This window comes from Brevundimonas sp. Root1423, from assembly GCF_001426805.1.
This window is the reverse complement of record NZ_LMFL01000067.1, coordinates 98,330-123,160: the sequence shown is the minus strand read 5'-3', so window position 1 is coordinate 123,160 and position 24,831 is coordinate 98,330. Positions and strand designations below refer to the sequence as shown.

The following is a 24,831-nucleotide window of genomic DNA, read 5'->3' as shown; positions in this document are numbered from 1 at the left end:
GACATCCCTCCCCATGAAGGGGAGGGAGAATCGGAGACCCGCCCTGTTCCTACCCCTTCACCCGCCAGGTCGCCCCCGTCGGCCCATCCATGACGACGACGTTCAGGGCGTTCAGCCGGTCCCGGATGCGGTCGGCCTCCGGCCAGTCCTTGCCGGCGCGCGCCGCGGCGCGCTGTTCCAGCAGGGCCTCGACCTCCGTGCGCAGGTCGTCGGACACCTCGCCTTCCAGCCATCCGGCCGGATCGGCCTGAAGCACGCCCAGGATGTTCGCGGCGGCGATCAGTTCGCCCTTGGCCCGCGCCACCACGCCGTGGTCGCCCGCCGTCATGGCGCGCTCGATCTCGCTCGACAGGGCGAACAGGGTCGCCATGGCGCCCGGGGTGTTGATGTCGTCCTCGATGGCCTTGAGGAAGTCCTCGGGCGGCGCGTCGCCATTCGCCTCGACGCCGGCGGCGCGATGCAGGGCGCCGTACAGCCGGTCCAGCGCCTTGCGGCTCTGGTCCAGCAGCGACTGGTTCCAGTCCAGCGGCTGGCGGTAGTGGGCGCTCAGCAGGGCCCAGCGAACCACCTCGCCCGGGATGTTCTGAACCAGGTCGTGCAGCAGCAGGACGTTGCCGATCGACTTGGACATCTTTTCCGCATCGACGGTCAGGAAGCCGTTGTGCATCCAGTAGCGGCTGTATTCCGCATGGGCGTCCGGCTCATGCGCATGGCCATGGGCGCAGACGCCCTGGGCGATCTCGTTCTCGTGGTGCGGAAACACCAGATCGATGCCGCCGCCGTGGATGTCGATCGGCAGGCCCAGCGTCTCCTCGATCATGGCCGAGCACTCGATATGCCAGCCCGGACGCCCCTCGCCCCACGGCGACGGCCACGAAGGCTCGCCCTCCTTCGAAGGCTTCCACAGCACGAAGTCGTGCGGATTCTTCTTGTACGGCGCGACCTCGACCCGGGCCCCGGCGATCATGTCGTCCAGGTTCCGGCCCGACAGCCGGCCGTAGGTCCCGTAGGAAGAGACGTCGAACAGCACATGGCCCTCGGCCGCATAGGCGCAGCCCTGCTCCATGATCGCGCCGATCTGTCTGACGATGGCGTCCATGTGGTCGGTGACGTGGGGGGCCAGATCCGGCGGCGAGACGTTGAGCCGGCTCATGTCCTCCAGATAGGCGGCCTCGTAACGCGAGGTGACGTCACCGATGGGCGCGCCCTCCTTCGCGGCCTTGGCATTGATCTTGTCGTCCACGTCGGTGACGTTGCGGGCGTAGATGACCTTGTCCGCCCCGTACTCACGGCGCAGCAGACGCACCAGCACGTCGAACACCACCGGCGGCCGGGCATTGCCGATGTGGGCGTAGTCATAGACCGTGGGGCCGCAGACATAGAGGGTCACCCGGTCCGGATTTCGCGGCGTGAACACGCGCTTTTCGCGGTGCAGGGTGTCGTGCAGGGTCAGCGGCATAGTGAGGCGGTAGCTTTCAGTTTTCTTGCAGGACGGACCTGCGGTCCCATATAGCCGTCCTGCTGCACAAGCGAACAGCGTCGAGATCGATAATGAGCGTCATCCCCGTCAAGCCGGTTCTGGTCGGCGACAACGACCCCGCCCCTCGCCCCTCGCGCGAGAAGGCGCTGGAGGCGGTGCGCACCCTGCTGGCCTGGGCCGGCGACAATCCCGACCGCCCCGGCCTGATCGACACGCCGCGCCGCGTGGTCGACGCCTATGGCGAATGGTTCGACGGCTATGACGCCGACGTCGAAAAGGAGCTGAGCCGCACCTTCGAGGACGTGCAGGGCTACTATCTGCTGCGCGACATCGAGGTGGAGAGCCACTGCGAGCACCACATGGCCCCCTTCATCGGCAAGGCCTATGTCGCCTACATCCCGAACGAGAAGGTCGTCGGCATCTCCAAGCTGGCGCGCGTGGTCGAGATCTTCTCGCGCCGCCTGCAGACGCAGGAGGTGCTGACCAACCAGATCGCCGCCGCCATCGAATCGCACCTCGAACCGGCCGGCGTCGCCATCCTGATCGACGCCGAACACCAGTGCATGACGACGCGCGGCGTGCATCACCGCCACGTTTCGACCATCACCACCCGGTTCACTGGCGTCTTCAAGACCGACGGCGCGCTGAAGGACCGTTTCCTGAAGCTCGCCAAAGGCTGATCGGCTCGCGCCGCAGGCGTATTTCGCGCAATCGCCCCGCTTCGGAACCTCAAGGGGCCCGAAGCCGCTTTACAAGCGAGTTGCGGGACGCCAAGAGACGAACCGAACGTCATAGCTTGCGCTCGCCGCCATCGCGCCGGGCTGTATGGAGAGACTGAAGCACATGGGCTCCAAACTTTCAGGTCCCGGTGGCCAGGGCGGCAAGACCATCGAGCAGAACGCTGACATCAACGTCACGCCGTTCGTCGACATCATGCTGGTGCTCCTGATCATCTTCATGGTCGCCGCGCCGCTGGCCACCGTTTCGATCCGCCTCGACCTCCCGCCGGCGACCCCGCCGACGACCGACGAGCCGAAGGAGCCGGTCTACATCACGATCCAGGACACCGGATCGATCTTCATCGCCGAAAAGCAGACCTCGCTGGAAACGCTGATCCCCGACGTCTGCGCGGCCCTCGGCGGCGGCAACCCGGGCTGCAAGGAAGAACGCGTCTTCGTCCGCGCCCAGCCGGAAGTGAAGTACGATCAGTTCATGGAGGTCATGAATGCCCTCCAGGAGCAGGGCTTCTACAAGGTCGGCCTGCTGAACGAAGACATCGACTAGGCTTCAGGCTTTTATCCCGAACGACTGAGGGCCGCATCCGCCGAGGATGCGGCCCTTTTTCCTGTCCGCGGCGCCGGGCCGGCTGCCCGCCCTACTGTACGGACTGTCGGGGGGCGGCGGCCGCGGGGGTCCCCGCGGGCGGCGGCTGGAAAGGACGTTCCCCCGAGGGCTCGGCCTGCGCCGGAGCCGCCGTCGCCGGAGCGGGCGCCGGCGTGCGAGCCGCGGGACGAGCCGCCGGGCGACGGGCGGGAGGACGGGCGGCGGTGCGAGCGGGCGTGGGCCGTGGAGCCGCCGCGGATGCGAGGTCGGCGGCGGGGGGCCGGGTCGGAACGGCGGAGCCCGGAGCGACTGGCCCCGGCGCGACGGGCGGCGCGGTCGTCGCAACGGGAGGCGGCGGCGTCGCGGCCGGGGCCGCCGCGGCGGCGGCGCGAGCAGCCAGTTGCTGACGGGCCTGGAAGCGGTGGGCCAGTTTTTCAGTCAGGGTGCGCGCCGCGGCAGGCTCCATCTGGGCCATGATCGCCGCCAGCGAGCGGGGCCGCATGGCGGCGGCGACCGGCAGACGGACATCGTCGCTCAGGGTTGCGAACACGCGGGCCGCTTCCCTGGGCCGCATGGCCGAATAGACGGCGACCAGCCGATCGTTCTCCGCCTTTTCCTGCTCGCTGACCTGGCCCAGCAGCACCCTGACCTCGGCCTTGACGGCCTCCAGGGCGGCGACCTTGGCGTCGAGCTTCTGCTCCGCGGTCGCCATCAGCGGCAGCATCGCCGCCAGATCGGCGTCGCGGGCGTCCAGTTCCACCCGGCGGCCGGACAGCGACTGCAGGATGCGCAGTTCGGCCGGCGAAATGCCCGCCTGCTGGGCCAGCTGTTCCGGCGTCAGGGCGCAGACGGCGGCGGCGGGGGTCGCCGGAGCCGCGGCGGGCACGGCCTCCTCGGCCCAGGCCTTGGCGCCCTCGAACATGCCGGGGGCCACGCCGACCGCGCGGACGACGACCACCCCGCCAATGGCGATCGCGATCAGGGGCAGAAGGCGGGGGATCTTGCTCATGATCGGCTACTCCAGCCCCAGGGTCGACGAACGCGGCGCGTTCGCCATAGGGCCACAAGGATAGGGGGTCAGGCGGCGAACAGGTCTTCGTCCAGACTACGGCGGGCCAGATTGATGCTTTGCTTCGCAGACTGGTTAGCGGTCAGGGCGCCGAGGATGGCGGCGACGTTGTTTCCGCCGGGGACCGGCGCGGGAGCACGGGCGGCGGCGGGCGCCATGCCCTGGATGCGGTCGGCGAGGGCCGCCATGCGCAGCGCGCGCTCATCCTCGACCGGCGGGGCCGGCGCGGGAGCGGCCTGGAGTTTGGCGCGGGCGGGATGGGCGGATTCGGCTGACGAAGCCGGCCCGCGGGCGATCAGGGCCTCGAGCTGGGCCTTCACCTCGCGCGCCTTGATGATGCGGTCGTGCAGCAGGTCTGTTTCCTGACCGGACGCCCGCAGGCTGGCCAGAGCCGCCTCGGCGCGCCCTGCGGCGGCGTTCAGTTCGGTGACCGCTGAAGCAAATGCCTGCTGGCCGGCGCGCAGGGCGGTCAGCTTTTTCTCCAGCCGCACGCCGTAGCCGAGGGCGGCCACCAGCAGCAGCATCAGAACGCCGTCGAGAATCATACCGGTCATCCGCGTCTTCCCTTCGTCAGGCTGGTCGCCGCCTCGACACTGATCGGGGCTTCGACCCGTACGGCGATGTGCTGGCCTTTGCGGCCCATCCGGCCGATCGTGACCGGGATCGATCCGCAGCGGACGGAAATGTCGCTGTCGGGGGTGGCGTTGAGCATCAGGGTGTCGCCCACCTTCAGAGCCAGGACCTGCGACAGCGGCAGCTGCTGCTCGTCGAGCACGGCGCGGACCTCGGTTTCGGTAGTCCAGAGCTCGGTGGCGAGGTGGCCTTCCCAGATGTTGTCGCGACCGAACTTCTCGCCCATGAACTGCTGCAGCAGCATCTTCCGGATGGGTTCCAGCGTGGCGTAGGGCAGCAGCAGTTCGATGCGGCCGCCCCGGTCCTCCATGTCGATGCGCAGCTTGACCAGGATGGCGGCGTTGGCCGGGCGGGCGATGGCGGCGAAGCGCGGGTTGGTCTCCAGCCGGTCGAGGGTGAAATGCACCGGCGTCAGCGGCTCGAAGGCGGCGCGGGCGTCGGCCAGCACGACCTCGACCATGCGCTGGACCAGCACCCGCTCGATGGTGGTGTAGGGCCGGCCCTCGATGCGCAGGGCGGCGGTGCCGCGGCGGCCGCCCAGCAGAACGTCGACGATCGAGTAGATCAGGTTGGAATCGACCGTCAGCAGCCCGTAGTTGTCCAGCTCCTCGGCTCGGAACACCGCCAGGATGGCCGGCAGTGGAATGGAGTTCAGATAATCGCCGAAACGGATCGACGAAATGTTGTCGAGGCTGACCTCGACGTTGTCCGAGGTGAAGTTGCGCAGGCTCGTCGTCATCAGCCGCACCAGGCGGTCGAAGACGATCTCGAGCATCGGCAGGCGTTCGTAGGACACCAGGGCCGAGTTGATGATCGCCCGGATGCCGGATCGCTCTGACCCGTCGTCCTCGCCGAGGTCGAAGCCGAGCAGGCTGTCGATCTCGTCCTGGTTCAGGACCCGTTCCGAGAGCACGGCCGCGCCTTCCCCGGGCTCGTTTTCCGCGAGGGGGTCGATCGCTTCCGCGAACGGATCGGCGTCGTCGGCGAAGGCCGCGTCGGTCATGCCTACTGCACCAGCATTTCTTCGATCAGCACGGCGTCCACCTTGCCGGGCGCGGCGATCAGATTGACCCGGCGGAGGATCTCGGCGCGCAGCTGGAAGCTTCCGGCCGAGCCGGCGAGGTCTTCAGGCCGCAGCTCGCGCAGGAAGCCCTGGAACATGTCCTGCATTCTCGGCATCTCGGCCTGCAGCTGCTCGGCGACAGCGATGTCCCTGGTCTCCAGCGTCAACTTCAGCTTGAGGTAGGTCGGGCGGCCGTCGGGCGCCTGGATGTTCACCACCATGTCGGGCAGGGTGAAGAAGGTGACGCCGTCGGGGCCTTCCGCGATGACGCCCAGCGCCGGATTCGCGGCCGCGTCGGCTCCGCCGCCGTGCCCCCCGCCCTTCTTGTCGTCCTTTTTGGCGTGGCCGCCCTTCTTCTCCGCGCCGTGGGCGCCGTCTTCGGCCGCTGCGGCCTTGGGCTGCATGAGGAAGAAGGCCGCGCCCCCACCCCCGCCCAGCACCACGAGGGCGGCCGGGATGATGATGAACAGCAGCGGCAGCTTCTTTTTCTTCGGCGCCTCGCCCTCTTCGCCTTCCGGCGCCGGCGTATCCGAGACGGCCGGCAGGGTGGCGTCGTCGTCTGCCGCCGGACCCTTCTTCTTGCCGAATTTGAACATGCACCGCGCCCCGAGAATCTCTCGACCCATACGACCGTTTTTTGGTTAACGAGCCGCTAAGAACCGGCAAATCCTGCCGGGCTCCGGATCAAGCTCTACGGCTCAAAGGCCCGCCGTTGCTGGATTAACCCTCCTGGCACGGCCGTTGCGAGGGAGGAACCGAAAGGAGCCGCCCGTGGAAAACGCCGCCTATGTCGGACTGTCACGCCAGATGACGCTGCGCCGCGAGCTCGACATCGTGGCCAACAACATCGCCAATGCGGACACGACCGGCTTCAAGGTCGAACAGCTGCTGGTCGGCGCCGAGGTCGGCGAGCGCGCCCGCAACGCATTCGTGCGGCCTGGCGTCAGCTTTGTGCTGGACAACGGCGTCGGCCGCGACTTCGGCCAGGGGGCGCTGGGCCAGACGGGCCGCGACCTCGACTTCGCCATCGAGGGCGAAGGCGCCTTCTTCAAGCTGACCGACGGACAAGGCGACGCCTATACCCGCGACGGGGCCTTCACCGTGGACGGCGAAGGCCGGCTGGTGACCGAAGGCGGCGCGGCCGTTCAGGGCGACGCCGGCGACATCATCCTGGACCCGGCCCTCGGCGAGCCCTCCGTGGCGCCCGACGGGACCATCAGCCAGAACGGCGCGCTTGTCGGCCGTCTGTCTGTCGTACGCTTCGACACCTTGGCCGCCCTCGAGAAGGGCGGCGACGGCCTGTACCGCAACGCCTCCAACGCCGCCGCAGTCGAGGCCCCGGACGCCCGGGTGCGGCAGGGAATGCTGGAAGGCTCCAACGTCAATCCGATCCTCGAGATCACCAACCTCATCGAGATCCAGCGCGCCTACGAGAGCGTGACGCGGATGATCGAGAACACCAACGACCTGTCACGCCGCGCCGTCGAGCGGCTGGGCCGGGCATAGAAAGGGAGACTGGGACATGCGTGCGCTCAGAACCGCAGCCTCGGGCATGKCCGCCCAGCAGCTGAACGTCGAGGTCATCTCGAACAACATCGCCAACATGAACACCGTCGGCTTCAAGCGTCAGCGGGCCGAGTTCCAGGACCTGCTGCTGNCCAGCAGCTGAACGTCGAGGTCATCTCGAACAACATCGCCAACATGAACACCGTCGGCTTCAAGCGTCAGCGGGCCGAGTTCCAGGACCTGCTGTACCAGAACGTCGAGCGGATGGGCGCSCAGTCGTCCAGYCAGGGCACSGTGGTYCCGACCGGCATCCAGATCGGCGCGGGCGTSAAGGCSGGCTCSGTCTACCGCATCACCGAACAGGGCASSCCSACSCAGACCRGCGGCCGCTACGACATGGCSGTCGAYGGWCGCGGCTATTTCCAGGTCATCCTGCCGTCGGGCGAAACCGCCTATACCCGGGCCGGCAATTTCTCGGTCAACGGCGAGGGCCAGCTGGTCACGGACGACGGCTATGCGGTCGAACCGTCGATCAGCATTCCGCAGGACGCGGTCGACGTGTCGATCTCCAAGTCCGGCCAGGTTCAGGTCATCACCGCGGGAACGCCGGAGCCGGCCACGGTAGGCCAGCTGGAACTGGCGACCTTCTTCAACGAGGCGGGCCTCGAGGCTGTCGGCGACAACCTGCTGATGGAAACCGCCGCCTCGGGCTCGGCCACGGTCGGTACGCCCGGCGACGCGGGCCTTGGCCAGATCCTTCAGGGCTATACCGAGGCCTCGAACGTGGACGCCGTGGCCGAGATCAGCGCCCTGATCATCGCCCAGCGCGCCTATGAGATGAATTCCAAGGTCATCACCACGGCCGATCAGATGCTGTCGGTCAGCGCCCAGGTGAAATCATGAGGACGCTGATCCTCGCCGCCGCCCTGCTGTTCGCGGGCCCGGCCCTGGCCGGCCCGGTGACGCTGAAGGCCAATCCCGTGGATTCCGACGGGCGTGTGACGCTGGGCGATCTGTTCGACGACGCCGGCGGGGCGTCGAATGTCGTCGTCGGCCAGCGGGCCGGTCCATCCATCGTGTTCGAGGCCGGGCAGCTGCAGAGTCTGGCCCGTCAGGCGGGACTGGACTGGGCAAATCCGGCCGGGTTGCGCCGCGTGGTGGTCCGCAACGCCGCCGCCGCGCCCGCCGCGACCTCAGCCGCTGCGGTCACCGCCGCCGTCGCACCCGGCGTCCCGCGCCCTGCCCCCGCCTCCGCCTCCGCCTCCGCCCGCGGCGCCTACGGCGACCGGGTCATCAGCCGCAACGACATCGTCGAGGTGGCCTATGAGCTCGCCGGCGTCCGCCTGACCATCAGCGGCCGGGCCGAGGGCGCCGCCGCTGTCGGCCAGCGCCTGGCCGTCCGCAATCTGCAGTCAAACCGGGTCATCGACGCCGTCGCCGTCGCTCCCGGTCAGGCCGCCGCCGGTCCCGCCGCCCGCGCCTCCACCCAACAACTCTCCGCCCGGTAAAGGGAACAGTCCTGATGCGTACCGCCTCGATCCTCGCCGCCGCCGTTTCGCTTCTGGCCCTCGGGGCCTGCTCGACCGCCGTCGAGACGGTCATGGGTCCCCAACTGGCTCCGATCGGCTATCCGTCGGCCCTGGTTCCCACCGATCAGGTGATCATGGCCTCGGCCGCCCAGCAGCAGGCCGACCGCGCCGCCAGCGCCAACAGCCTGTGGCGCACCGGGGCCCGCACCTTCTTCGGCGACCAGCGCGCGCGCAGCGTCGGCGACATCCTGACGGTCAACATCGACATCGACGACCGCGCCCAGACGCAGAACTCGACGCAGCGGTCGCGCTCCAACGACATTTCTGGCGGCATCTCCAACTTCTTCGGGCTGGAGAACAGCCTGGGCCGCGCCTTCCCGGGCGGGTTCGATCCGCAGAATCTGGTCGGGCTTGAAGGCGAGTCCAACGCCAACGGCTCGGGCTCGGTGAACCGGTCGGAGAAGGTCAGCCTGACCATCGCCGCCGTGGTGACCGGGGTCATGGCCAACGGCAACTTGGTCATCCAGGGCCGGCAGGAGGTGCGCACCAACCGTGAGGTGCGCGAACTGACCATCGCCGGCATCGTGCGGCCCGAGGACGTCAGCTCGGCCAACACCATCGCCCACACCCAGATCGCCGAGGCCCGCATCAGCTACGGCGGTCGCGGCGACATCAGCCGGGTCCAGGCCACGCCTGCGGCCCAGAGCCTCGTGGAGCGCTTCAGCCCGTTCTAGCGACTGCGGTCTTGGCCCTTCTCACCCCCCGATCCGAAGCGATCCGGGTCGGGCCAGAGCGCGCGATAATTTCGCCACAGGGCGAAAACTGCCGGCCGCGCCCAAGCGGCGCCGTGAACCGTTAATGAAAAGCAGCGTTTGACCCTCAGACGCGAGTGTTTTTCATGCTGAAGTTCGCCCTCCCTGCTGTCGCCGCCCTCGGACTGATCGCGTTCGCCGCCCAGTCCCAGGCGACGAGCTCGGACGTCCAGACCGGCGTCGCGCCGATGGGATGGCACCTCAGCCATGAGGGCGATCTGGCCAAGCTGGCCTATGGCGTAGCCAACTCCGACCAGCTGGCGCTGATGATGACCTGCGAGCCTGGTCAGGCGCAGGCCGTTGTTTACGGGGACGTGCGGCCGGCGGGCCCGCGGATCCACAAGGCGTCCATGACCAGCGTCGCGATTGATCCCCTGGACGGAGGGCTTGAGGACGAGCTCCGGCTGTCGGTCGATGATCCGTCCCTGAAACAGCTTGCCCGGCGCGGCAGGATGGCGGTCGAGGGCGATGCAGGCGCGTTCGAAATCACCGCCTCCCGCGAGGAACGCAAGCTGATCGAGAATTTCTTCGCCTATTGCGGAAACCGGCAGGCCTGATCACATCTGATCGAACTTTCAGCGGGGGCTGAACCATGATCGCCTTTCTTGCCGCAGCGGTCCTGGCCGCGCAGACCGCGCCCCCGGCTCCCGCCTGGACCTGGACGCTGTACGCCGACGCCACGCCCGTGGTGCTGGCCAATGAAATTCCCGACACCGCCAACCTGCGCGTCACCCTTGAGTGCGACCCGGGGTCCAGTGTCGCGCGGGTCACCCTTTATGGAATCGCCCTTTCCGGCATGGCCCGCGTCTCCTCCGGGGACGCCGTCGCCGTAGCCGAGGCCGCCGTCGCGCGAGGCGAGTCGACAAGGCTGGCGCTGCGGACCGATCATCCCGCCTTCGCAGCCTTCGCCGCGGACGGCCGGATGAACGTGCTGGTCGGCGACCACAGGCGGCCGGTCGAAGTTCCGGCGGCCCACCTTGCCAAGCTGCGCCGTTTCTCGGAACTATGTTCCGGCTGAAACCCTGGAGCCGAAATGCGGAGCCGCACGATCTTCGCCCTGACCGTCCTGGCGGTGACGGCCTCGGCCTGCGCGACCGCCGCACCGGAGGCGCCGACCGGGGTGACGTCCAGCGGATCGCCCGCGCCGGTCGAGGGCTATGACTGGTTCTTCCATGCGGATGCCGCCGCCGCCCGGCTGGCCTACGGCCTGGCCGAGAGCGACGATCTGCGCCTGGGCCTGGATTGCGACCGCGGCTCGGGCCGGCTGACGCTCAGCGGAACCGCCTCGACGGGAGCGAGGCCGGAATTCCACGTCGAGGCCGGCGGCGAGACGGCGCGGTTTCCCGCCCGGGCAGAGCCATCCCAGTTGCATGACGGCGTCTTCCTCAGCGGCGAAGCCGCCGCAGACGCCCCGGTGTTCCAGCGGTTCCGGCGGGTCGGCTGGCTGGCCCTGTGGCAGGACGGCAAACGCGAGGCCTATGCGCCCCATCCCGCGTCGGCGCCCAATATCGAGCGGTTCTTCGCCTTCTGCGGTTGACGGAGGACGCCGGCTCCGGTGCAGTCCCCCCTCTTCGGGAGGGACCTCATGAAAACCGTCATCGCCGCCAGCGCCGTCGCCCTGCTCGCCGGCTTCGCCCAGCCGGCGGCGGCCCGGTCCCCGGCCCCGACCCCGACCGTTGTCGCGCGCCCCGTTGCGAACGGGGCGCTTGCATCGATCCTCGCGGACTACGAGGCCTATCTGCGCTCGGTGGATCCGGTGGGCGCGGGCATGGAGGGCGACCGGGCGGCCCTGTCGCGGCTGTCCGACGTCTCCCGCGCCTTCGAGGTCGCCCAGGAACCGGCGCTGATGGGTTTCGCGGACCGGCTGGCCCAGATCGATCCGGCCAGCCTGACCGACGAGGAACGGCTGAACCACGCCTTCATGACCTATGTCATCAAGCGGTCGCGCGACCGCATCCCGCTGGACACGGGCCGCATTGACGCCTTCTCGTCCGAGGGCGGGCCCGGCCAGGGCATGGGCTATGTCGCCAGCGTGACCCGCATCGCCACCGCCGCAGATGCCGACGCATGGATCGCGCGGCTGGAGGCCATGCCGAAGGTGTACGAGGACCAGTTGGCCAACGCCCGGCGCGGACTGGAGACCGGCATGCTTCAGCCCCGGTCGATCGTTGAAAACGCCCTGAGCCTGATCGAGCCCGAGGCCGCCCTGACGCCCGAAACCGACCCTCTGCTGAAGCCGTTCGCCACCCTCCCTGCCTCTATCCCGGCAGCCCGACAGACCGCCCTGCGGGAGCGCGCCGCCCGGGCCGTGGCCGACGGGATCGCGCCCCGGCGCCGCGAATGGGCGCGCTTCCTGCGCGAAGACTATCTGCCCCGCGCGCCGGAAACCCTGGGTCTGGTCAACCGGCCCGGCGGGCGCGAGCTCTACGCCTATCTGGTGCGCGGCTTCACGACGACCGACCTGACCCCGGACCAGGTCCACCGGATCGGACTGGACGAGGTCGCCCGCATCCGCGGCCGCATGGATGTCGAGATGCGCGCCGCCGGCTGGACCGGCGACTTCGCCGGTTTCCTCAACTTCCTGCGCACCGATCCGCAGTTCTACGCGACGACGCGCGAGGACCTGCTGGAGAAGGCGTCGGAAATGGCCAAGCGATCCGACGATGGCCTGCCGGCCCTGTTCGGAACCCTGCCTCGCACCCCCTATGGCGTGCGACCTGTCCCCGCCGAGATCGAGGCCAACTACACCACGGGCCGCTACTTCCAGGGCTCGATGAAGAACGGCGTCGCCGGCGGCTATATGGTCAACACCTCGGCCCTGGACCAGCGCCCGCTGTATGAACTGCCGGCCCTGACGCTGCATGAGGCGGTGCCCGGCCACCACCTGCAGATCGCCCTGCAGCAGGAGGCCGAGGACGGCCCCTATTTCCGCCGCAGCGTCGACGTCACCGCCTTCATCGAAGGCTGGGGCCTGTATTCGGAGTTCCTCGGCGAGGAGATGGGCTTCTACCGCACGCCCTACGAGCGGTTCGGGCGGCTGAGCTATGAGATGTGGCGGGCCTGCCGGCTGGTGTCCGACACCGGCATCCACTGGCTGGGCTGGAACATCGAACAGGCCCGCGCCTGTTTCCGCGACAACTCGGCCCTGGCCCCGCTGAACATCGAGACGGAACTGCAGCGCTATATCGGCTGGCCCGGCCAGGCCACGGCCTACAAGATCGGCGAGATCCGCCTGCGCGAGGTGCGGTCGCGCGCCGAGCGCGAACTGGGCGACCGGTTCGACGTGCGTCGCTTCCACGACGCCCTGTTGGTCGACGGCCCCTTGCCGATGGCCCTGCTGGACGAGCGGATGAACCGCTGGATCGCCGGGGAGAAGGCGCGGCCGGCGGACTAGCGCAGCCCCAGCGCCGTCCGGGCCTTCCTGGTCAGCCTGGCCGCCACGATGCCGTGCGCGATGGTCAGATGTTCGGCCAGTTCGTCGTCGGGCCAGTCGTCGATGCGCGGCAGGTTCACCCATTTGTTGCGCGCCATATAGGGCGCCGGACGGGCGTGGCCGGATTCGGTCAGCACCTCATAGGCGATGTCCGAGACCTTGAAGGAGATGCCGCCCTGCTCGCCGACCATGGCGAACATCTTGCCGCCGACGCGATAAGCGTCGTGATGCGCCCCGAAGGGGTGGTCCAGCGTCGCCGCCGGCAGGGCCAGGCAGACCGTCCCGACCCCCTCGCGGTCCATGATCAGGCCTCGACGCCGACGCCGATCGGACAGACCACGCCCGTGCCCCCGATGCCGCAATAACCGGCCGGGTTCTTGGCCAGATAGCCCTGGTGATAGTCCTCGGCGAAATAGTAGGGGCCCGCCGGCGCGATCTCCGTGGTGATCGTCCCTCGTCCGGCCTTGTCCAGCGCGGCCTGATAGGCGTCGCGCGAGGCCTCGGCTTCGGCCCTCTGTTCGTCGTTGAGATAATAGATGACCGAGCGGTAGGTCGTGCCGACGTCATTGCCCTGACGCATGCCCTGGGTGGGATCGTGGTTTTCCCAGAAGGTCTTGAGCAGCTCTCCGTAGCTGACCTCATGCGGGTTGAAGACCACCTGGACGACCTCGGCGTGACCGGTCCTGCCGGTGCAGGTCTCTTCGTAGGTCGGGTTGGGCGTGATGCCGCCCGAATATCCGACCGAGGTCACCCACACTCCCGGCAGCTGCCAGAAGATGCGCTCGACGCCCCAGAAACAGCCCATGCCGAAGATGGCTGTCTGGAACCCCTCCGGATGGGGCCCCTTCAGCGGGCGGCCCGTCACGTAATGGACCTCGTCAGTGTGCAGGGGCGCCGAACGGCCCGGCAGGGCCTCGGCGGCGGTCGGCAGTTCGTGGGATTTCCTGGACAGCATGGCGGCGACTCCGGTCGAAGGGGCGAACGCCTATATGGGATGCGTCGAGGCGCTTGCCGAGGGGGKCCGGGTGTTCTATCAGCCTCGCCTCGCGCCGGATCGACCTCCGGCGGGTTTCACGCGCGTCGTGGAAACGGACAGGTGGCGGAGTGGTCGATCGCGCACGCTTGGAAAGCGTGTGTACGTGAAAGCGTACCGAGGGTTCGAATCCCTCTCTGTCCGCCAGGCCCCTTTCTTATGCGGTCCAGACGCGTCCAAAATTCACGCTTTAAGCCCCGAAATAACTAGACTTTTCCCGCCGNGCGACGTCGTGGAAACGGACAGGCGGAGTGGTCGATCGCGCACGCTTGGAAAGCGTGTGTACGTGAAAGCGTACCGAGGGTTCGAATCCCTCTCTGTCCGCCACGGCCTCTTTTTTATCGTGCACGTTCAACTACTTGGCCCTCGATTTGTCTAACCCGTCCTCAGGGTTAGACAGTTTTTGTTCTGGTTCCGTGCCGTCGATGCGCGCCATTGCGCTCTCGGCGAGGCCCTTCCGGGCGGCGGCTTGGGTGTATCGCTCGACCTCTTTCAAGGTCCGGTGACCCGTCACCGCCATGATCTCGTGAGCCGTGCAGCCTGCTTCGGCGAGGCGGCGAGCGGCTGCTTTCCTCAGACCGTGAGCCGACGCACCAGCCGGAAGGCCCGCGGTCTTGGCCGCAGCTGATATCCAGTTCCCGAACCCCTTGGCAGTGAAGGGCTCGCCGCCTCCGGTCACGACGAACGTGAGTTGCCCCAAGGTTGCGGCGTCCAGCGACCGCTGAAGCGCGGGGTGGACGGGTATCTCGATCTGTTCGCGGGTCTTCTCCTGCCGGACCCGGATTACCCCACCCTTGACGTTCTGACGGCCCATCACGCGGACATCGCCGCTTCGTTGGGCTGTGTAGAGCAACAGGTCGACGGCGAGCCTCTCGCGCGTTCCCAAGGGCCAGCGCGCGTGGAACGCTGCGATGTCCTCCTCGGACCAAGTGTGGAATCCGTCCGTTTGATTGCGGAGCGGCTTCACGGCCCGGCTAGGATCATCGCTGCGCCAGTTCCGCTCAACGGCGAACCTCATCAGCGCGCGCAGCACCTTCAGGAGGTTGTTCGCCGCCGCCGGCGTGGCCGCCTTCGCGTCCAGCATCCCCCGGATATGGTGCGCCTCGATGGTCGCGACGGACTTGTCGCCGTGCTTGACCCGGAAGCGCTCAATGATCCCGCGGTAGGTGGTTTTGGTGGTGTCGCGCAGTTGGGCCCACTCGGCTGAGCCGTAGAAGGCGACGGCCAGAGCATTGACGCTGCCGGGCTTCACCCTCCCCGCCCCGATAGGGAGCGCGCTGGACTGGACCGCCGCGTCATACCAAGCCCACCAAGCGGCACTCTGGAACGCCTCGCGCGTCTGTGACTGAGGCTTGCCGGGCTCGCGAAAGCGCCAGCGCAACACGCCATGGCGATCTCGATAGCAACTGACGTGAGCAGGCTTAGATCGTGGCATTGTCCCACTCGTTGGGCCCGCGATCCTCGGGCAGGGCGGCGAAATGAGCTTCCAGGTCGCGGCGGTCCCAGACCTTGCGTCCGTCGATCCGCTTGGGCTTCGGCATTCGCCCGTCGCGAACCATCTCGTCGAACTTCACGGCGCTGATGCCGATAAACTGCGACGCCACCTCTCGGCCTACGCCCAGGGGCGCTAGGCTGGGCGGGAGAAGGTTGGCGCGAGCCATATCAGGCCGCCTCCCTCTCGATGGTGACCAAGACGCCAGCCCGCTCGAGCAGCAGATCGCCCAGTGCGAACAGATCGACCACGACCGAGGCGGCGCCGACCGCGGAGGCCAAGTCTTCCGGCGTCGCCGCCCAAGAGTATTTTTCGGACACGGGCCGAACGACCAGCCACCGGTGACGCTCCGGCAAGCCCTCCGCGCCCCGGATCAGCGGTTCGCCCATCCGAAGGTCCAGCGGGTCGCTCACTGCGCGGTCGTCGGCCAGCACTCGCGCCGAGATTAGGGCTTCGCAAGAACCCGCCACCTCTGCGCCGAAGGACGGCGACACGCCGACGTCGGCGAGGGCCTTGAGAGCCAGCATCCGGGCGAGAGTCTTGGCGTCGAACTTTGCCCGCCCCGCCTCCAACGGCGGCAGATAGCCGTGCCGGCGAAAGTCGCGCTGACGGGCAGCGTCAAGGCCAGTGATCCGTTCGGCCTCGCTGGCCGAGAACTGCGTGTATTGGCGGGTCCAGCCCATGGCGTCTCTCCTCGTTGCGTGTGAAATGACACGGTATCATTGCCGTGTCAACTCCCACGCTCACCGGCAAACCGCGTTTGTTTCTCTCGGTCGTCGCCTTCCGCCAGGTACTCGATGATCTGCTCGAACAGGGCCACCCCTGCCCCATCAACATCACGGTGCCGATCCAGCCGCCCAAGGCGTGCCTTCACCAGCATCGCCGGTCGGGTGGCGGCGGGCGTCACCAAGATCAAGGTTTCGAGGTCGGCCTGCTTGGCCCAAAGGCCGGAAAACTCCGCATCATCCTCATCCATCGCTTGAGCGGCCACTTCACAGGCGTGAGCCTCGGCCTCCCAGCGGCGAAATGCATCGACTTCCGATTCGGCGTGGCGGGTAGTGACCCGGCGCGACGTGGGCGCGGGTGTGCTATTGGCGTGGCTAGCCATGATCTCGATCCTCCAGTGGTCGAGGTTGCGGTTAGGGTCGAGAGCGAGGTTCCAGCCTTGCTCCGACCCGCCTTTTCCAATATTGCTTAACCATGTCCAAGGCAATAGATGATATTGGAAAAAGGCGCGGGCGTCCGCCGACAGATGCGACTCCTGTGATGGTACGGCTGGCACCTGATATGCTGCGGCGCCTCGATAGCTGGATTTCGGTACAGGGCCCGAACCCGCCGTCACGCCCTGAGGCGATCCGTCGCCTGTTGGACAATAGTTTGGCGCGCTGACGAAACGTCAGGCAGCCGCAAAGGGCCGTAACAATGTCGATCCTCTCGCACTTCGACCCGATCAAGGTGACTGTGTTTGCGCCCGACGGCAGCGTTCGTGCGGAGCCGCTGGTCGTCATCAGCGACAAGGAGATCATCACCGAAGACGTCTCCATCCATGTGGAGCCCGGTGACGAGGTCAGGCGCCTTCTGCCGAACGGTCGAGATGAGGTGTTCGAAGTCTACGACGTCGTGTTCTCTGACGGCTTGGGCCCGATCCCGCCAGTTTACACCCTCAAGGTCAGGCGCAAGGGCGCTCTCCCTCATCGCGTGCCACAGTCGATTTCGGTCTCGGGCCCGAACTCGCGGGTCACCATCGGGCACGATTCCTCGGTCAACATCTCGCACCAAGGGGACGTGATCCAGCAAGCCAGCGAAGCCATCTCGGCGCAGGTGGACGACGCCGCCGACCGGGACCGGCTTCTGATCGCCCTTGCGGACCTGAAGGCAGCGCAGGACCCGGCTTCGAAGGCGAACGCGTACCAGCGGCTGGTGTCGAGCGCGGCCAACCACATGACCGTCCTGGCCCCCTTCCTACCGGCGTTAACCCAACTGCTCGGTTAAGCGTCGACCGTGGAGGCCCCTTCTTCGTCCGGCCAAGGCGGCCCGGGCGGGTAAGGGTGCGCGCCCTGCGAAAAGATCGGGACGCCCTGCAGGGCCGAGGTGACCCGAATGTGGGTGTATTCGTACATCTGAAGATCAGGGTTGAGCCGCAGACTTGCCTCGTAGAGCGAAGCCGCGATCTGGCCGAGACCGACGACGTCCATCGCCCGGTTCCCGCCCTCGTAAACGTATCTGAACTCCACGAAGGCGTTGGAGTAAGTGACGAGGTCGCGCTCGAGGACCGAGCCTGTCCCCTTCCGGCGCTGCTCGTAACGCACCTTCACGAGATCGCGCACAGTGTCCGGCAGCTTCGCAAACAGGACGTTGAGTCGGTGACCCGACGGGGCCTTCCCGTGCGCGATTAGAAGCAACGTCTTCAGATAGAGCTCGCTGGCGAACGCCAGGCCGACCACACCCGCGGTGAACGGAAAGGCGTAGCGGCCATCTGGACCGACCCGCTGCTCGAAGTTTCGTTGCGCGCTCTCATGGAACTGCACGGCCTCGCGCCACATCTGATCGCGCAGCGAGATAGGCCCGAGCGCCTTGGCCCGGGCCTTGATCATTTCAGTGATGTGGGCCGGCGGTTCCATGGGCCGACTATGGGTGCAGTTCGGCTGAAACCCAATGACCGGCGCCACGTCAGGGTTGAAGCATCCCGGACGCCCGAACCGCCGCGGCGCGAGCAGAGAGAATCATCGCGAGGTGCGCGCTCCCACTGGCCTTGGCGGCCTTCCCTTGCTGATCGATCATCGTCGCCAGTTCATCGGTTGTGACCAGGCCTGCGGCCAGCACGATGGCCTGTAACTGACCAATGAGAAAATCTTGGGCAGCTAGCCGGCCGGAGAGGGCCTGAAGTTCGACGGAGGTCATCACCCAGCCCTCATGCCGAGGCGGTAGCGGACAGACTTCGCACGATCGACAGGGACCGCTTGACGGGCCCCAGTGACGGCCAAACCGCCACTCTCGTTCGCCATCCGCTGTGCCTGCGCGAGAAGGTCCTGCGTCATGACCGCGCCGCGCATGTCGAAGTGCAACGGCGCCCCTCCTCCCGCTGGGCTGAAACCGGGCGCGCCGATGTCCACCCGCTCGTGAGGCGACTTCCAGAAGGCGACCAACTGACTGTCGGTCCCGCCGCTGCCGCCCGGCATGATCGAGCCGCCCGTCGCGAACTTGGGCAGCTTCGAGAACATCGACGACAGGACCGAGCCGATGTTGCCGAGGCCGCCGCCCTGCTTCATCCCACTCTGGCCGAGGCCGAGCAGATCGAAGATTTGCGACCCGACGTTCCGCATCGAGTTCCGCATCGCGTCGCCGAACATGATCTGGAATACCGACGCCCAGTCGCCATGCAGCGCCGCGTCCAGACCGTTGGCGAAGGCGTCGGCGAAGTCTTCTTTCATCGCCGCGATCCGTTCCTTGACCCGGTCGAGGCCGAGGGCCTCCTTCAGATCGGCGGCGGCAGTCAGCGGCTGAAGGTCGATGCGCGCCATGGGGTCGAGCCGCTCGGTCACCGCGGCGTCGTAGATGCCGCGGGCCCGGCCCGCCTGCTCGTTGAACTGCCCCTGGGTCAGATCACCCGTCCCCAGACTCCTGCGGAGAACCTGCATTCGACGCTCCAGCGCGAGCGCGGCGCGCTCCTGATCGGTCATGAGGTCTTGCAGGACACCACGGAGCTCCTCGCGCATCTCCTTGAACCGGTCGGCGGTCGCGCGGGTCGCGCGGCCTACCGGGTCGACCATCAGGGTTTGGAGCTTCGCGAACCACTGGCCCGTCTCCTCGACAAGGTCAGGGACGTAGCTGTGGCCGACAACACGGTCGTACAGGTTGAAGAAGAAGTCGCCTGTCTCCTTCAGCTTCCGCCCGACCCAGCCCAGCACCTCGCCGAGCTTGTCCTGAAGCCAATGTTTCGCGCCCTCGTAGACCTTCTTGAGCGACTCGATGGCTCCCGGCCAGAAGGCCTCGATCACGCCGGCCAGCGCGCCAACGGTGTTGCCGACCGCGTCCTTCAGCGTGGCCCACGCACCGGAGAAGTCTCCGGTCAGGAGATCGCCAAGGATCGAGAACAGGGATCCGATGTTGGAGAGCGTACCCTCGACGATGGAGACCAGCGCCGTCAGCGTTCGCACGATGGAGTTGCCCAGGAGATCGACCACGAGCGCCGCGAACTTGCTGATCAGCGAGCCGATGGGGCCGTCGAAGAACGTCATCCAAGCGCCGGCCATGCCCCTGACGAGGTCGCCGACCGTCGAGAACAGTTCGCCCAGCGCGGGCCCGAGCGTCTCCTGCGTCGTCGCCCAGAGGCGTTTCAGGACCGGCTCGACGTCGTCTCGGAATAGGAGGAAGGCCCCGACTACGGCGCCGACGGCGGCGGCGACCGGAAGGATGAAGGGGACGATGGCTCCAATGGCCACGCCGACGCCCGCCAGAGCGCCGCCCGTGCCCAGGGTGGTGACCAAGGTCCCGACCGCGCCGACAACCGCTCCCACGGCGATCAGAACCGGCCCGAGCGCGGCGGCGATGGCCGCACCTGCGACCACCATGTTCTGTGCGGCGGGGCTGAGGCCGTTGAACTTGTCGGCGATGCCCGCGATCCCGTCCGTCAGCGGGACGAGGTAGCGGTTGACGATGGCGCCCACGCTTTCGGACAGGCTGTTCAGGCTGTCGCGCAACCTGTCGTATGGATCGGTGCGCTGGGCCGCCGCCGCCGAGCCGCGGTACTGGCGTTCTAGCTCGCCAAGAATGAGGGCCTGCGCGCCCGCGACATTGCCCGACTCGACCATAGCCGCGATGCGATCCTTGTTGCCCGCGATCCAGTCCTTGGTGACCGCCCCCGTCCGTCCGAGCGCGGACAGGCTATTGATCGGGTCGTTGAGCGCCTTTCCGATCAGCACCGTGGCTGACTGGAGGTCCATTCTCATGCGAGTCGCCAAGTCCACCACGGCGGTCTGAGCCCGGTCGAACACCACGCCCGACACCTTGCCGAACGTCAGAAGGTTGGCGGTGACCGAACGCAGGATGTCGTCGTCGTCGTACAGCGAGTTGCGCATCAGGCCGTCGGCCAGACCCGCGAGCTCCTCCTTGGTCTTGCCCGAGGCCGCGCCCATCGACGCCAGCGCCGCTGAGACCTGACCCATGGCGTCGGCGGCCTCTGTCGCCGCTTTCGAGGCCGCGAAGCCCGCGGCGATCAGCGGCGCGGTGACCGTCGCGGTCAGGCCAGCCCCGACCATGGCGAAGCCCCGGCCCATGTTCTGAAGGTCGCGACCCACGCCCTGAAGATGCTTTTGGGCTGCGGTGAGGTTGGTCTCGAACTGAGCGGAATCGAGGCCGAGAACGACCCTGAGCGACCCGATGACGGCGGTGGACATGGCTGATCTTTCTGGATTGGGCGCCTGTTCGGCGGCGGTACCGAGGCGGACAAACCGAGTTCGTCTGTGATGCGACGAACCCGGTTTGCCTCGGTGGCTTAGGCGACGTTGCCGAAGTCCCCGTAGGTCAGCGCCTTCGGCTGTTTGACAGCTTGGGCGAGCCGCTCTTCGGCGAGGATCGTCACCAGGTTCCGGGTGAAGTCGTCGTTGACGGTGCCGAGCTCCACCCGCGCCGACCAGCGGTCGTACAGGGTCGCCGCGCGGGGGAAGTCGCCGATCAGGAACTTGTCGACATTCATCGCCTGCGTGGTGATGACCGGCAGACCCCAGAGCCGTTGCGAGATCGCGGACCCCGGCGAACCCATGATGTAGTTTCCGTCAGCGTCCTTCAGCAGCGTGATGCGGGTCCAGTCCGACGGATGCATGATGATGCCCGTCGCCGGATGTTCCGCAAGGGCGCTTTGCAGGAGGCCGAGGCCCAGCGTGTCCAGCATGGTCGGATCGGCGATCACGAACGGCGCCGCGAAACCAGTCGCCTTGGGCACCATCCCTTGAAGGTTCTGGCCGGTGCCGTCGCCATAGAGCAACTGGGCCTCTTCGACCAAGGCAAGGCCGTCGAGGAGCTCGGTGTTAATCAGGCCCTCCAACTGCGGCAGGTCTTCCAGCACCTGCCGGCTGGCCTTCATCCAGTGCGCGATCACGCGTGCCGGGATCGTCTCAAGCTCGAGCTGCATGTCCGATCCGGGCTTCGCCGCGCCTTCAGCGACGGGCGCGGCCCCATTGTTGCGGCCCTTGATGCGCGGAACCTCGACTGCGCCACCCGACATCTGAATGACGGGAAGCAGCGACCGAACGACCGGCCTCCGCTGGAGGAGCGGCGTGATGGTGGGGTCGCGGAACGCCTCGATTGCCGCGCCGACCGACCCCGCGGCGTCCGTCGTGGCCGTGGTGATCGTCGCCTTGGTCTCGAAGGCGTAGCGGTCATTGCGGGCGTTTCGCTCGGCGAACTCCTTCACCCCGTCTTGGGCGACGAACTTGGCCCCCAGGGAGCGACACTCCAGTTCGTCGCCGCTGCCAATGCCGCCCCCGCCGCCGCGGCGCGTGACCTTCTGTTCGACGTCGTCCAGGCGTGCGGAAGTTTCGGCGGCTTTGGTCTTGAGGTCGGCGAAGGCCTCTTTCACCGCGTCGTTGTGGGTGCCGAAAGCGGAGGCCAGGTCCTCGAAGGACTTGATCTCGCGGTGGCCATCCGGGCCGCGCAGAAACCGCCCGGCGCGGCGCTCGGCGGCAGACATGGCGCCGAGGACGCCGAAGGGAAGCGAGGTGGTGGTGGTCATGTCGTTCAGCCTTTCATGCTGAGGATTTCGGCGGTCGCGGCTTTGATCCGCGCGCCCAAGTTGTTGAGGTCCGGGTGGTCTTGTTCGCCGTTAAGCGCCGTCCACCCTGCGGCGGCGATCTTGGCGGCGGCCCCGCGTGAGAGGCCGCTTTCGTGGAGAAGGGCTTGCAGTTCGCGTTGCGACGTCAGGGATTTGATCGCCGTGATCCGCGCGTTCGGCATGGCTGGAACTGCCACGGGACTGACCTCGTGCAGATCGACCGCCGTCAGGATTCGCTCGTCGACGCCCTTCCCTCGACTGGCCCCGCCAGGCGGGACGCTGTAGCCGATGGACAGGCCGGTAACGTCGCCGGCCATGACGTGGGAATGGGCCTCGCGCCCTGACTCGGTTTCGAGGTTCAACCGACCCCTCAGCCAGAGGCCCTTGCTGTCTTCGCGAGCTTCCATCCAGCGTCCGACCGGACGGCCTAGATCGTGTGCCCAGACCATCGCCGGTAGATACCGGGTCAGGCTTCGGGCGAACGCTCCAGGGCGGACGATGTCGCCTTGGAGGTCAGGCGTCGACTCGAAGGTCGCGCCATAGCCTTCGATCAAACCGCGCTCAGCATCCTGAGGCGCGATCTTGATGGCCAGCATGGGGCCAGTGCGGAGGTCGGAATGAGCGGTCACGGGGTCACCAAAGGGCAAAGCGAAGCCATGAGGCGCGGAGCGCCTCGGTTCAGCCTTGCGTCCCGCTCAGGGGCTTGGTGACGCATGGTGCCGCCCCGGATTCCGGTAGCGACCCGACCTCTATAGCCACTCCCGCGTTGCGTGACAAGTCTCACTGAACCGTTCCCATAGGACGTCCAGCCAGAGCGTCGGCGTGCCGGTAGATGACCCCCGCTCCTTGAGGTCCCTCGGCCATCCCGATCCACGAGACGACAAAGCCGAGCATGAACTCGCGCACCTTCGGGCGGCTGATCCCCAGCCGTTCCAGGAACAGCGTCGTTCCACAGAGGACCTCGTGAGCGGTCTCGACCTCCGACTTCGGGGCGTCCGCGCCCGGGCCCGGTGCCGACAGGTAGCGTTCGGCCAGCAGCAGGAGGTTTCGCCCGATCTGCTCGTTCGAAAACGCTCGCTCTGCCGCTTGAACGGCGACGAGCTGGAGAGCGTCGCAGATCACTGCCGCCTCCCCCTCGAGGTCGGATGCGGCGATGACGGTTTGGATATCCTTCGCCAGATCGACGACTTGGGCGGTCGCATCGAAGTCAGTCACGGGTGTTCTCCAGATCGAAAAAAATGAGGCGCGAGCGCCGTCCGTCGCCGGGCGGGAGCTCCGCGCCGGGAATGCTGTGAGGGGCAGCCTGCGCATCCGCTGGCGGCGCACTCCGTTCGATCCGGCGCCGGACGCGGTCGCCGGTCAGACCCAACTGGCTGAGCAGCCCTTTGCGGGTCGCCGTCGGATTTCCCGCTGCGCCGAAAAAAATCTCCGAATGGCACCCCCACCGGTCCGCAACGAACGGACGCCCGGGATTTTCGAAGCCCCCCCTGGTCGCGGTCGAGATCATGGAAGCGGACCTCACGCGGCGAGCCCTTTGCCCTCGCTGGCGAACACCGGGCGGGGCTCGCGGCGCAGCGCGTCATGTCGGGCCTTGTCGCAGACGACCTTCACGTCGAGCCCTCGAAGCTCTCGACCGCAGTCCGACCGGAGCTTGTCAGCCGCAATCGCGAGGTTCGTCACGATGGTGCGGCTCTCCCGGTCCCAGCCGTGAGGGTCCAGCCATGACCGCGCTCCTGCCTCGCCGAGCCTACCGATGATCGCCTCGCGCACTTCCCGGGCCGGGAAAGGAGCAGACGACTGGAGCGGCTCACCCCAGTTCGAACGAACCCGGTTTGCCCTCGACGGGGGGAAGGGGGGAGTAATGGAGTCTTCAAGGGATTGGCGGTCACTGGCGCCACCCTTTTGCGTCACAGGTGACACCCTTTCGGCGACGTCACCGTTCACTGGTGACACCCTTTCCGAGGCCTGACCGGTCACCGGTGCTACCTTTTCGGCAGCGTCTAAAGTCACGGGTGCTACCTTTTCGGCAGCGTCCAAAGTCACTGGTGACACCTTTTCAGGCTCGCCTGCGACGGCAGCTTTGCGCGCGAGGATGGCCTGATCGATGCTGTCGTGAGCCTCGGCAGCATCGAGGATCATGGCGACATAGTTTTGGGTTCGCCCGCGGCCCCGCGACCGCCGAACGGACAGGTGGCCGGCGCGCCGCAGTTCGCCGATCCCACGTCGAATGGTGGACAACGACAGGCCCAAGGCGACCGCCATGTTTTCCTGAGCCCGCCAGGCGGCGCCGCGCTCAACGTTGAGGTCGTGAGCGATCAGACAGCCGACGGTTCTGGCGCTGGCGCTCAGCGCCACGTCGAGCAGCACCTGCGTCTGCCAGCGCAGCTTGTCGCCAACGAAGTTATGGACGTCGAGAAGGCGGCTCATGCGCCACCCCGAGGGGCAGCATCCGGGTTAGGCAGAGAGCCGGAAACACCTTGAAGAACAATGTAGGCGAAGCGGGCGGTTAGACAGCCTAAGGGTCTGATTTTGCGGAGGGAGCGGACAACCTCTCTGTCCGCCACGCACTTCGCCGAGCCGGCCAACCTTATCCAGCATTCCAAGCACCGACTGGTCCCGTCAAAACGGCCTGCATCCGGGGAGATGCCACGCCATAGGTCCGCTGAACCGGGCCGTTCACCAGCGTGTT

General features: G+C 67.3%; 30 protein-coding genes, 2 tRNA genes and 1 pseudogene. 14 read left to right on the top strand and 19 right to left on the bottom strand.

Features of this window, described 5'->3' with window-relative positions; genetic code table 11:
* Window positions 1-49: 49 nt before the first annotated feature.
* A complete protein-coding gene (cysS, locus tag ASD25_RS27220; RefSeq protein WP_055831304.1) occupies window positions 50-1,459 on the bottom strand; it encodes a cysteine--tRNA ligase in 1,410 nt (469 codons plus the stop codon).
* A gap of 92 nt (window positions 1,460-1,551) precedes the next feature.
* Between cysS and folE the strand changes: the two genes are divergently transcribed.
* Both folE and ASD25_RS27210 read left to right on the top strand, forming a co-directional pair.
* Window positions 1,552-2,160, top strand: coding sequence for a GTP cyclohydrolase I FolE (gene folE / locus ASD25_RS27215; RefSeq protein WP_056621508.1), 609 nt, complete (start codon window positions 1,552-1,554; stop codon window positions 2,158-2,160).
* 163 nt (window positions 2,161-2,323) lie between these two features.
* Entirely contained in the window at window positions 2,324-2,764 is a 441-nt protein-coding gene (locus tag ASD25_RS27210) for a biopolymer transporter ExbD (RefSeq protein ID WP_055831308.1), read from the top strand.
* A gap of 91 nt (window positions 2,765-2,855) precedes the next feature.
* Here ASD25_RS27210 and ASD25_RS27205 read toward each other — a convergent pair whose 3' ends face one another.
* From ASD25_RS27205 to ASD25_RS27190, 4 genes are all read right to left on the bottom strand, one after another.
* A complete protein-coding gene (locus ASD25_RS27205; protein ID WP_055831311.1) occupies window positions 2,856-3,812 on the bottom strand; it encodes a MotE family protein in 957 nt (318 codons plus the stop codon).
* Window positions 3,813-3,880: 68 nt separating this feature from the next.
* The gene (locus tag ASD25_RS27200) at window positions 3,881-4,426 is read right to left on the bottom strand and encodes a DUF6468 domain-containing protein (protein WP_055831312.1); all 546 of its coding nucleotides are present in this window, start codon (window positions 4,424-4,426) and stop codon (window positions 3,881-3,883) included.
* The gene (gene fliM / locus ASD25_RS27195; RefSeq protein WP_055831314.1) at window positions 4,423-5,508 is read right to left on the bottom strand and encodes a flagellar motor switch protein FliM; all 1,086 of its coding nucleotides are present in this window, start codon (window positions 5,506-5,508) and stop codon (window positions 4,423-4,425) included. The genes ASD25_RS27200 and fliM overlap by 4 nt, the downstream gene beginning before the upstream one ends.
* A gap of 2 nt (window positions 5,509-5,510) precedes the next feature.
* Window positions 5,511-6,164 (bottom strand): flagellar basal body-associated FliL family protein, encoded by a 654-nt coding sequence (locus ASD25_RS27190; protein ID WP_055831316.1) that lies wholly within the window; start codon window positions 6,162-6,164, stop codon window positions 5,511-5,513.
* Window positions 6,165-6,339: 175 nt separating this feature from the next.
* Here ASD25_RS27190 and flgF point away from each other — a divergent pair, with 175 nt between their 5' ends.
* The 9 genes and pseudogenes from flgF to ASD25_RS27150 all read left to right on the top strand — a co-directional run bounded on the left by flgF (window position 6,340) and on the right by ASD25_RS27150 (window position 12,809).
* Window positions 6,340-7,074, top strand: coding sequence for a flagellar basal-body rod protein FlgF (flgF, locus tag ASD25_RS27185; RefSeq protein WP_055831319.1), 735 nt, complete (start codon window positions 6,340-6,342; stop codon window positions 7,072-7,074).
* Window positions 7,075-7,090: 16 nt separating this feature from the next.
* Window positions 7,091-7,225, top strand: a pseudogene (locus ASD25_RS33440) (flagellar basal body protein); the annotation flags it as partial.
* Between the two features lies 1 nt (window position 7,226).
* On the top strand, window positions 7,227-7,977 hold a 751-nt coding region (flgG, locus tag ASD25_RS27180; RefSeq protein WP_235562898.1), incomplete at its 5' end, for a flagellar basal-body rod protein FlgG.
* The gene (locus ASD25_RS27175; protein WP_055831323.1) at window positions 7,974-8,582 is read left to right on the top strand and encodes a flagella basal body P-ring formation protein FlgA; all 609 of its coding nucleotides are present in this window, start codon (window positions 7,974-7,976) and stop codon (window positions 8,580-8,582) included. The genes flgG and ASD25_RS27175, both read left to right, overlap by 4 nt.
* Before the next feature lie 14 nt (window positions 8,583-8,596).
* On the top strand, window positions 8,597-9,337 hold the full coding sequence (gene flgH, locus ASD25_RS27170) for a flagellar basal body L-ring protein FlgH (protein WP_055831325.1): 741 nt from the start codon (window positions 8,597-8,599) through the stop codon (window positions 9,335-9,337).
* A gap of 164 nt (window positions 9,338-9,501) precedes the next feature.
* The gene (locus ASD25_RS27165; RefSeq protein WP_055831600.1) at window positions 9,502-9,972 is read left to right on the top strand and encodes a hypothetical protein; all 471 of its coding nucleotides are present in this window, start codon (window positions 9,502-9,504) and stop codon (window positions 9,970-9,972) included.
* 35 nt (window positions 9,973-10,007) lie between these two features.
* Entirely contained in the window at window positions 10,008-10,433 is a 426-nt protein-coding gene (locus ASD25_RS27160) for a hypothetical protein (RefSeq protein ID WP_055831326.1), read from the top strand.
* Between the two features lie 15 nt (window positions 10,434-10,448).
* Window positions 10,449-10,952 (top strand): hypothetical protein, encoded by a 504-nt coding sequence (locus ASD25_RS27155; RefSeq protein WP_055831328.1) that lies wholly within the window; start codon window positions 10,449-10,451, stop codon window positions 10,950-10,952.
* Window positions 10,953-11,000: 48 nt separating this feature from the next.
* The gene (locus ASD25_RS27150; protein ID WP_055831330.1) at window positions 11,001-12,809 is read left to right on the top strand and encodes a DUF885 family protein; all 1,809 of its coding nucleotides are present in this window, start codon (window positions 11,001-11,003) and stop codon (window positions 12,807-12,809) included.
* Here the strand turns inward: ASD25_RS27150 and ASD25_RS27145 are convergent.
* A complete protein-coding gene (locus ASD25_RS27145; protein WP_055831333.1) occupies window positions 12,806-13,150 on the bottom strand; it encodes an MmcQ/YjbR family DNA-binding protein in 345 nt (114 codons plus the stop codon). The two genes, ASD25_RS27150 and ASD25_RS27145, sit on opposite strands and share 4 nt — an antisense overlap.
* A gap of 2 nt (window positions 13,151-13,152) precedes the next feature.
* Complete coding sequence (gene msrA / locus ASD25_RS27140; RefSeq protein WP_055831335.1) at window positions 13,153-13,803, bottom strand: peptide-methionine (S)-S-oxide reductase MsrA; 651 nt, start codon at window positions 13,801-13,803, stop codon at window positions 13,153-13,155.
* A gap of 135 nt (window positions 13,804-13,938) precedes the next feature.
* Between msrA and ASD25_RS27135 the strand changes: the two genes are divergently transcribed.
* Window positions 13,939-14,028 (top strand) — tRNA-Ser (locus ASD25_RS27135).
* 93 nt (window positions 14,029-14,121) lie between these two features.
* Window positions 14,122-14,208 (top strand) — tRNA-Ser (locus ASD25_RS27130).
* 28 nt (window positions 14,209-14,236) lie between these two features.
* Here the strand turns inward: ASD25_RS27130 and ASD25_RS27125 are convergent.
* From ASD25_RS27125 to ASD25_RS27110, 4 genes are all read right to left on the bottom strand, one after another.
* On the bottom strand, window positions 14,237-15,133 hold the full coding sequence (locus ASD25_RS27125; RefSeq protein ID WP_162246631.1) for a tyrosine-type recombinase/integrase: 897 nt from the start codon (window positions 15,131-15,133) through the stop codon (window positions 14,237-14,239).
* Window positions 15,134-15,302: 169 nt separating this feature from the next.
* On the bottom strand, window positions 15,303-15,542 hold the full coding sequence (locus tag ASD25_RS27120) for an AlpA family transcriptional regulator (RefSeq protein WP_055831339.1): 240 nt from the start codon (window positions 15,540-15,542) through the stop codon (window positions 15,303-15,305).
* A 1-nt stretch (window position 15,543) separates the two neighbouring features.
* Window positions 15,544-16,056, bottom strand: a complete 513-nt coding sequence (locus ASD25_RS27115) for a helix-turn-helix domain-containing protein (RefSeq protein WP_055831341.1) — start codon at window positions 16,054-16,056, stop codon at window positions 15,544-15,546.
* A 47-nt stretch (window positions 16,057-16,103) separates the two neighbouring features.
* On the bottom strand, window positions 16,104-16,481 hold the full coding sequence (locus ASD25_RS27110) for a hypothetical protein (protein ID WP_156377000.1): 378 nt from the start codon (window positions 16,479-16,481) through the stop codon (window positions 16,104-16,106).
* A gap of 314 nt (window positions 16,482-16,795) precedes the next feature.
* Here ASD25_RS27110 and ASD25_RS27105 point away from each other — a divergent pair, with 314 nt between their 5' ends.
* Window positions 16,796-17,365 carry a hypothetical protein gene (locus tag ASD25_RS27105; protein ID WP_055831345.1) on the top strand — a complete coding sequence of 190 codons (570 nt, stop codon included), beginning with the start codon at window positions 16,796-16,798 and terminating at the stop codon, window positions 17,363-17,365.
* Here the strand turns inward: ASD25_RS27105 and ASD25_RS27100 are convergent.
* The 8 genes from ASD25_RS27100 to ASD25_RS27065 form a co-directional block, all read right to left on the bottom strand.
* Complete coding sequence (locus ASD25_RS27100; protein ID WP_056621504.1) at window positions 17,362-17,994, bottom strand: hypothetical protein; 633 nt, start codon at window positions 17,992-17,994, stop codon at window positions 17,362-17,364. The genes ASD25_RS27105 and ASD25_RS27100 overlap by 4 nt on opposite strands.
* Before the next feature lie 49 nt (window positions 17,995-18,043).
* On the bottom strand, window positions 18,044-18,274 hold the full coding sequence (locus tag ASD25_RS27095; protein ID WP_055831349.1) for a hypothetical protein: 231 nt from the start codon (window positions 18,272-18,274) through the stop codon (window positions 18,044-18,046).
* A complete protein-coding gene (locus tag ASD25_RS27090; RefSeq protein WP_055831351.1) occupies window positions 18,274-20,769 on the bottom strand; it encodes a hypothetical protein in 2,496 nt (831 codons plus the stop codon). The genes ASD25_RS27095 and ASD25_RS27090 overlap by 1 nt, the downstream gene beginning before the upstream one ends.
* 98 nt (window positions 20,770-20,867) lie before the next feature.
* Window positions 20,868-22,103 carry a phage major capsid protein gene (locus tag ASD25_RS27085; protein WP_055831353.1) on the bottom strand — a complete coding sequence of 412 codons (1,236 nt, stop codon included), beginning with the start codon at window positions 22,101-22,103 and terminating at the stop codon, window positions 20,868-20,870.
* Between the two features lie 5 nt (window positions 22,104-22,108).
* The gene (locus ASD25_RS27080) at window positions 22,109-22,738 is read right to left on the bottom strand and encodes an HK97 family phage prohead protease (protein WP_055831355.1); all 630 of its coding nucleotides are present in this window, start codon (window positions 22,736-22,738) and stop codon (window positions 22,109-22,111) included.
* Between the two features lie 184 nt (window positions 22,739-22,922).
* The gene (locus ASD25_RS27075; protein WP_055831356.1) at window positions 22,923-23,357 is read right to left on the bottom strand and encodes a hypothetical protein; all 435 of its coding nucleotides are present in this window, start codon (window positions 23,355-23,357) and stop codon (window positions 22,923-22,925) included.
* Window positions 23,350-23,649 carry a hypothetical protein gene (locus ASD25_RS27070; protein ID WP_056621502.1) on the bottom strand — a complete coding sequence of 100 codons (300 nt, stop codon included), beginning with the start codon at window positions 23,647-23,649 and terminating at the stop codon, window positions 23,350-23,352. The genes ASD25_RS27075 and ASD25_RS27070 overlap by 8 nt, the downstream gene beginning before the upstream one ends.
* Window positions 23,650-23,660: 11 nt before the next feature.
* Window positions 23,661-24,569, bottom strand: coding sequence for a helix-turn-helix domain-containing protein (locus ASD25_RS27065; protein WP_055831358.1), 909 nt, complete (start codon window positions 24,567-24,569; stop codon window positions 23,661-23,663).
* Window positions 24,570-24,831: the final 262 nt, after the last annotated feature.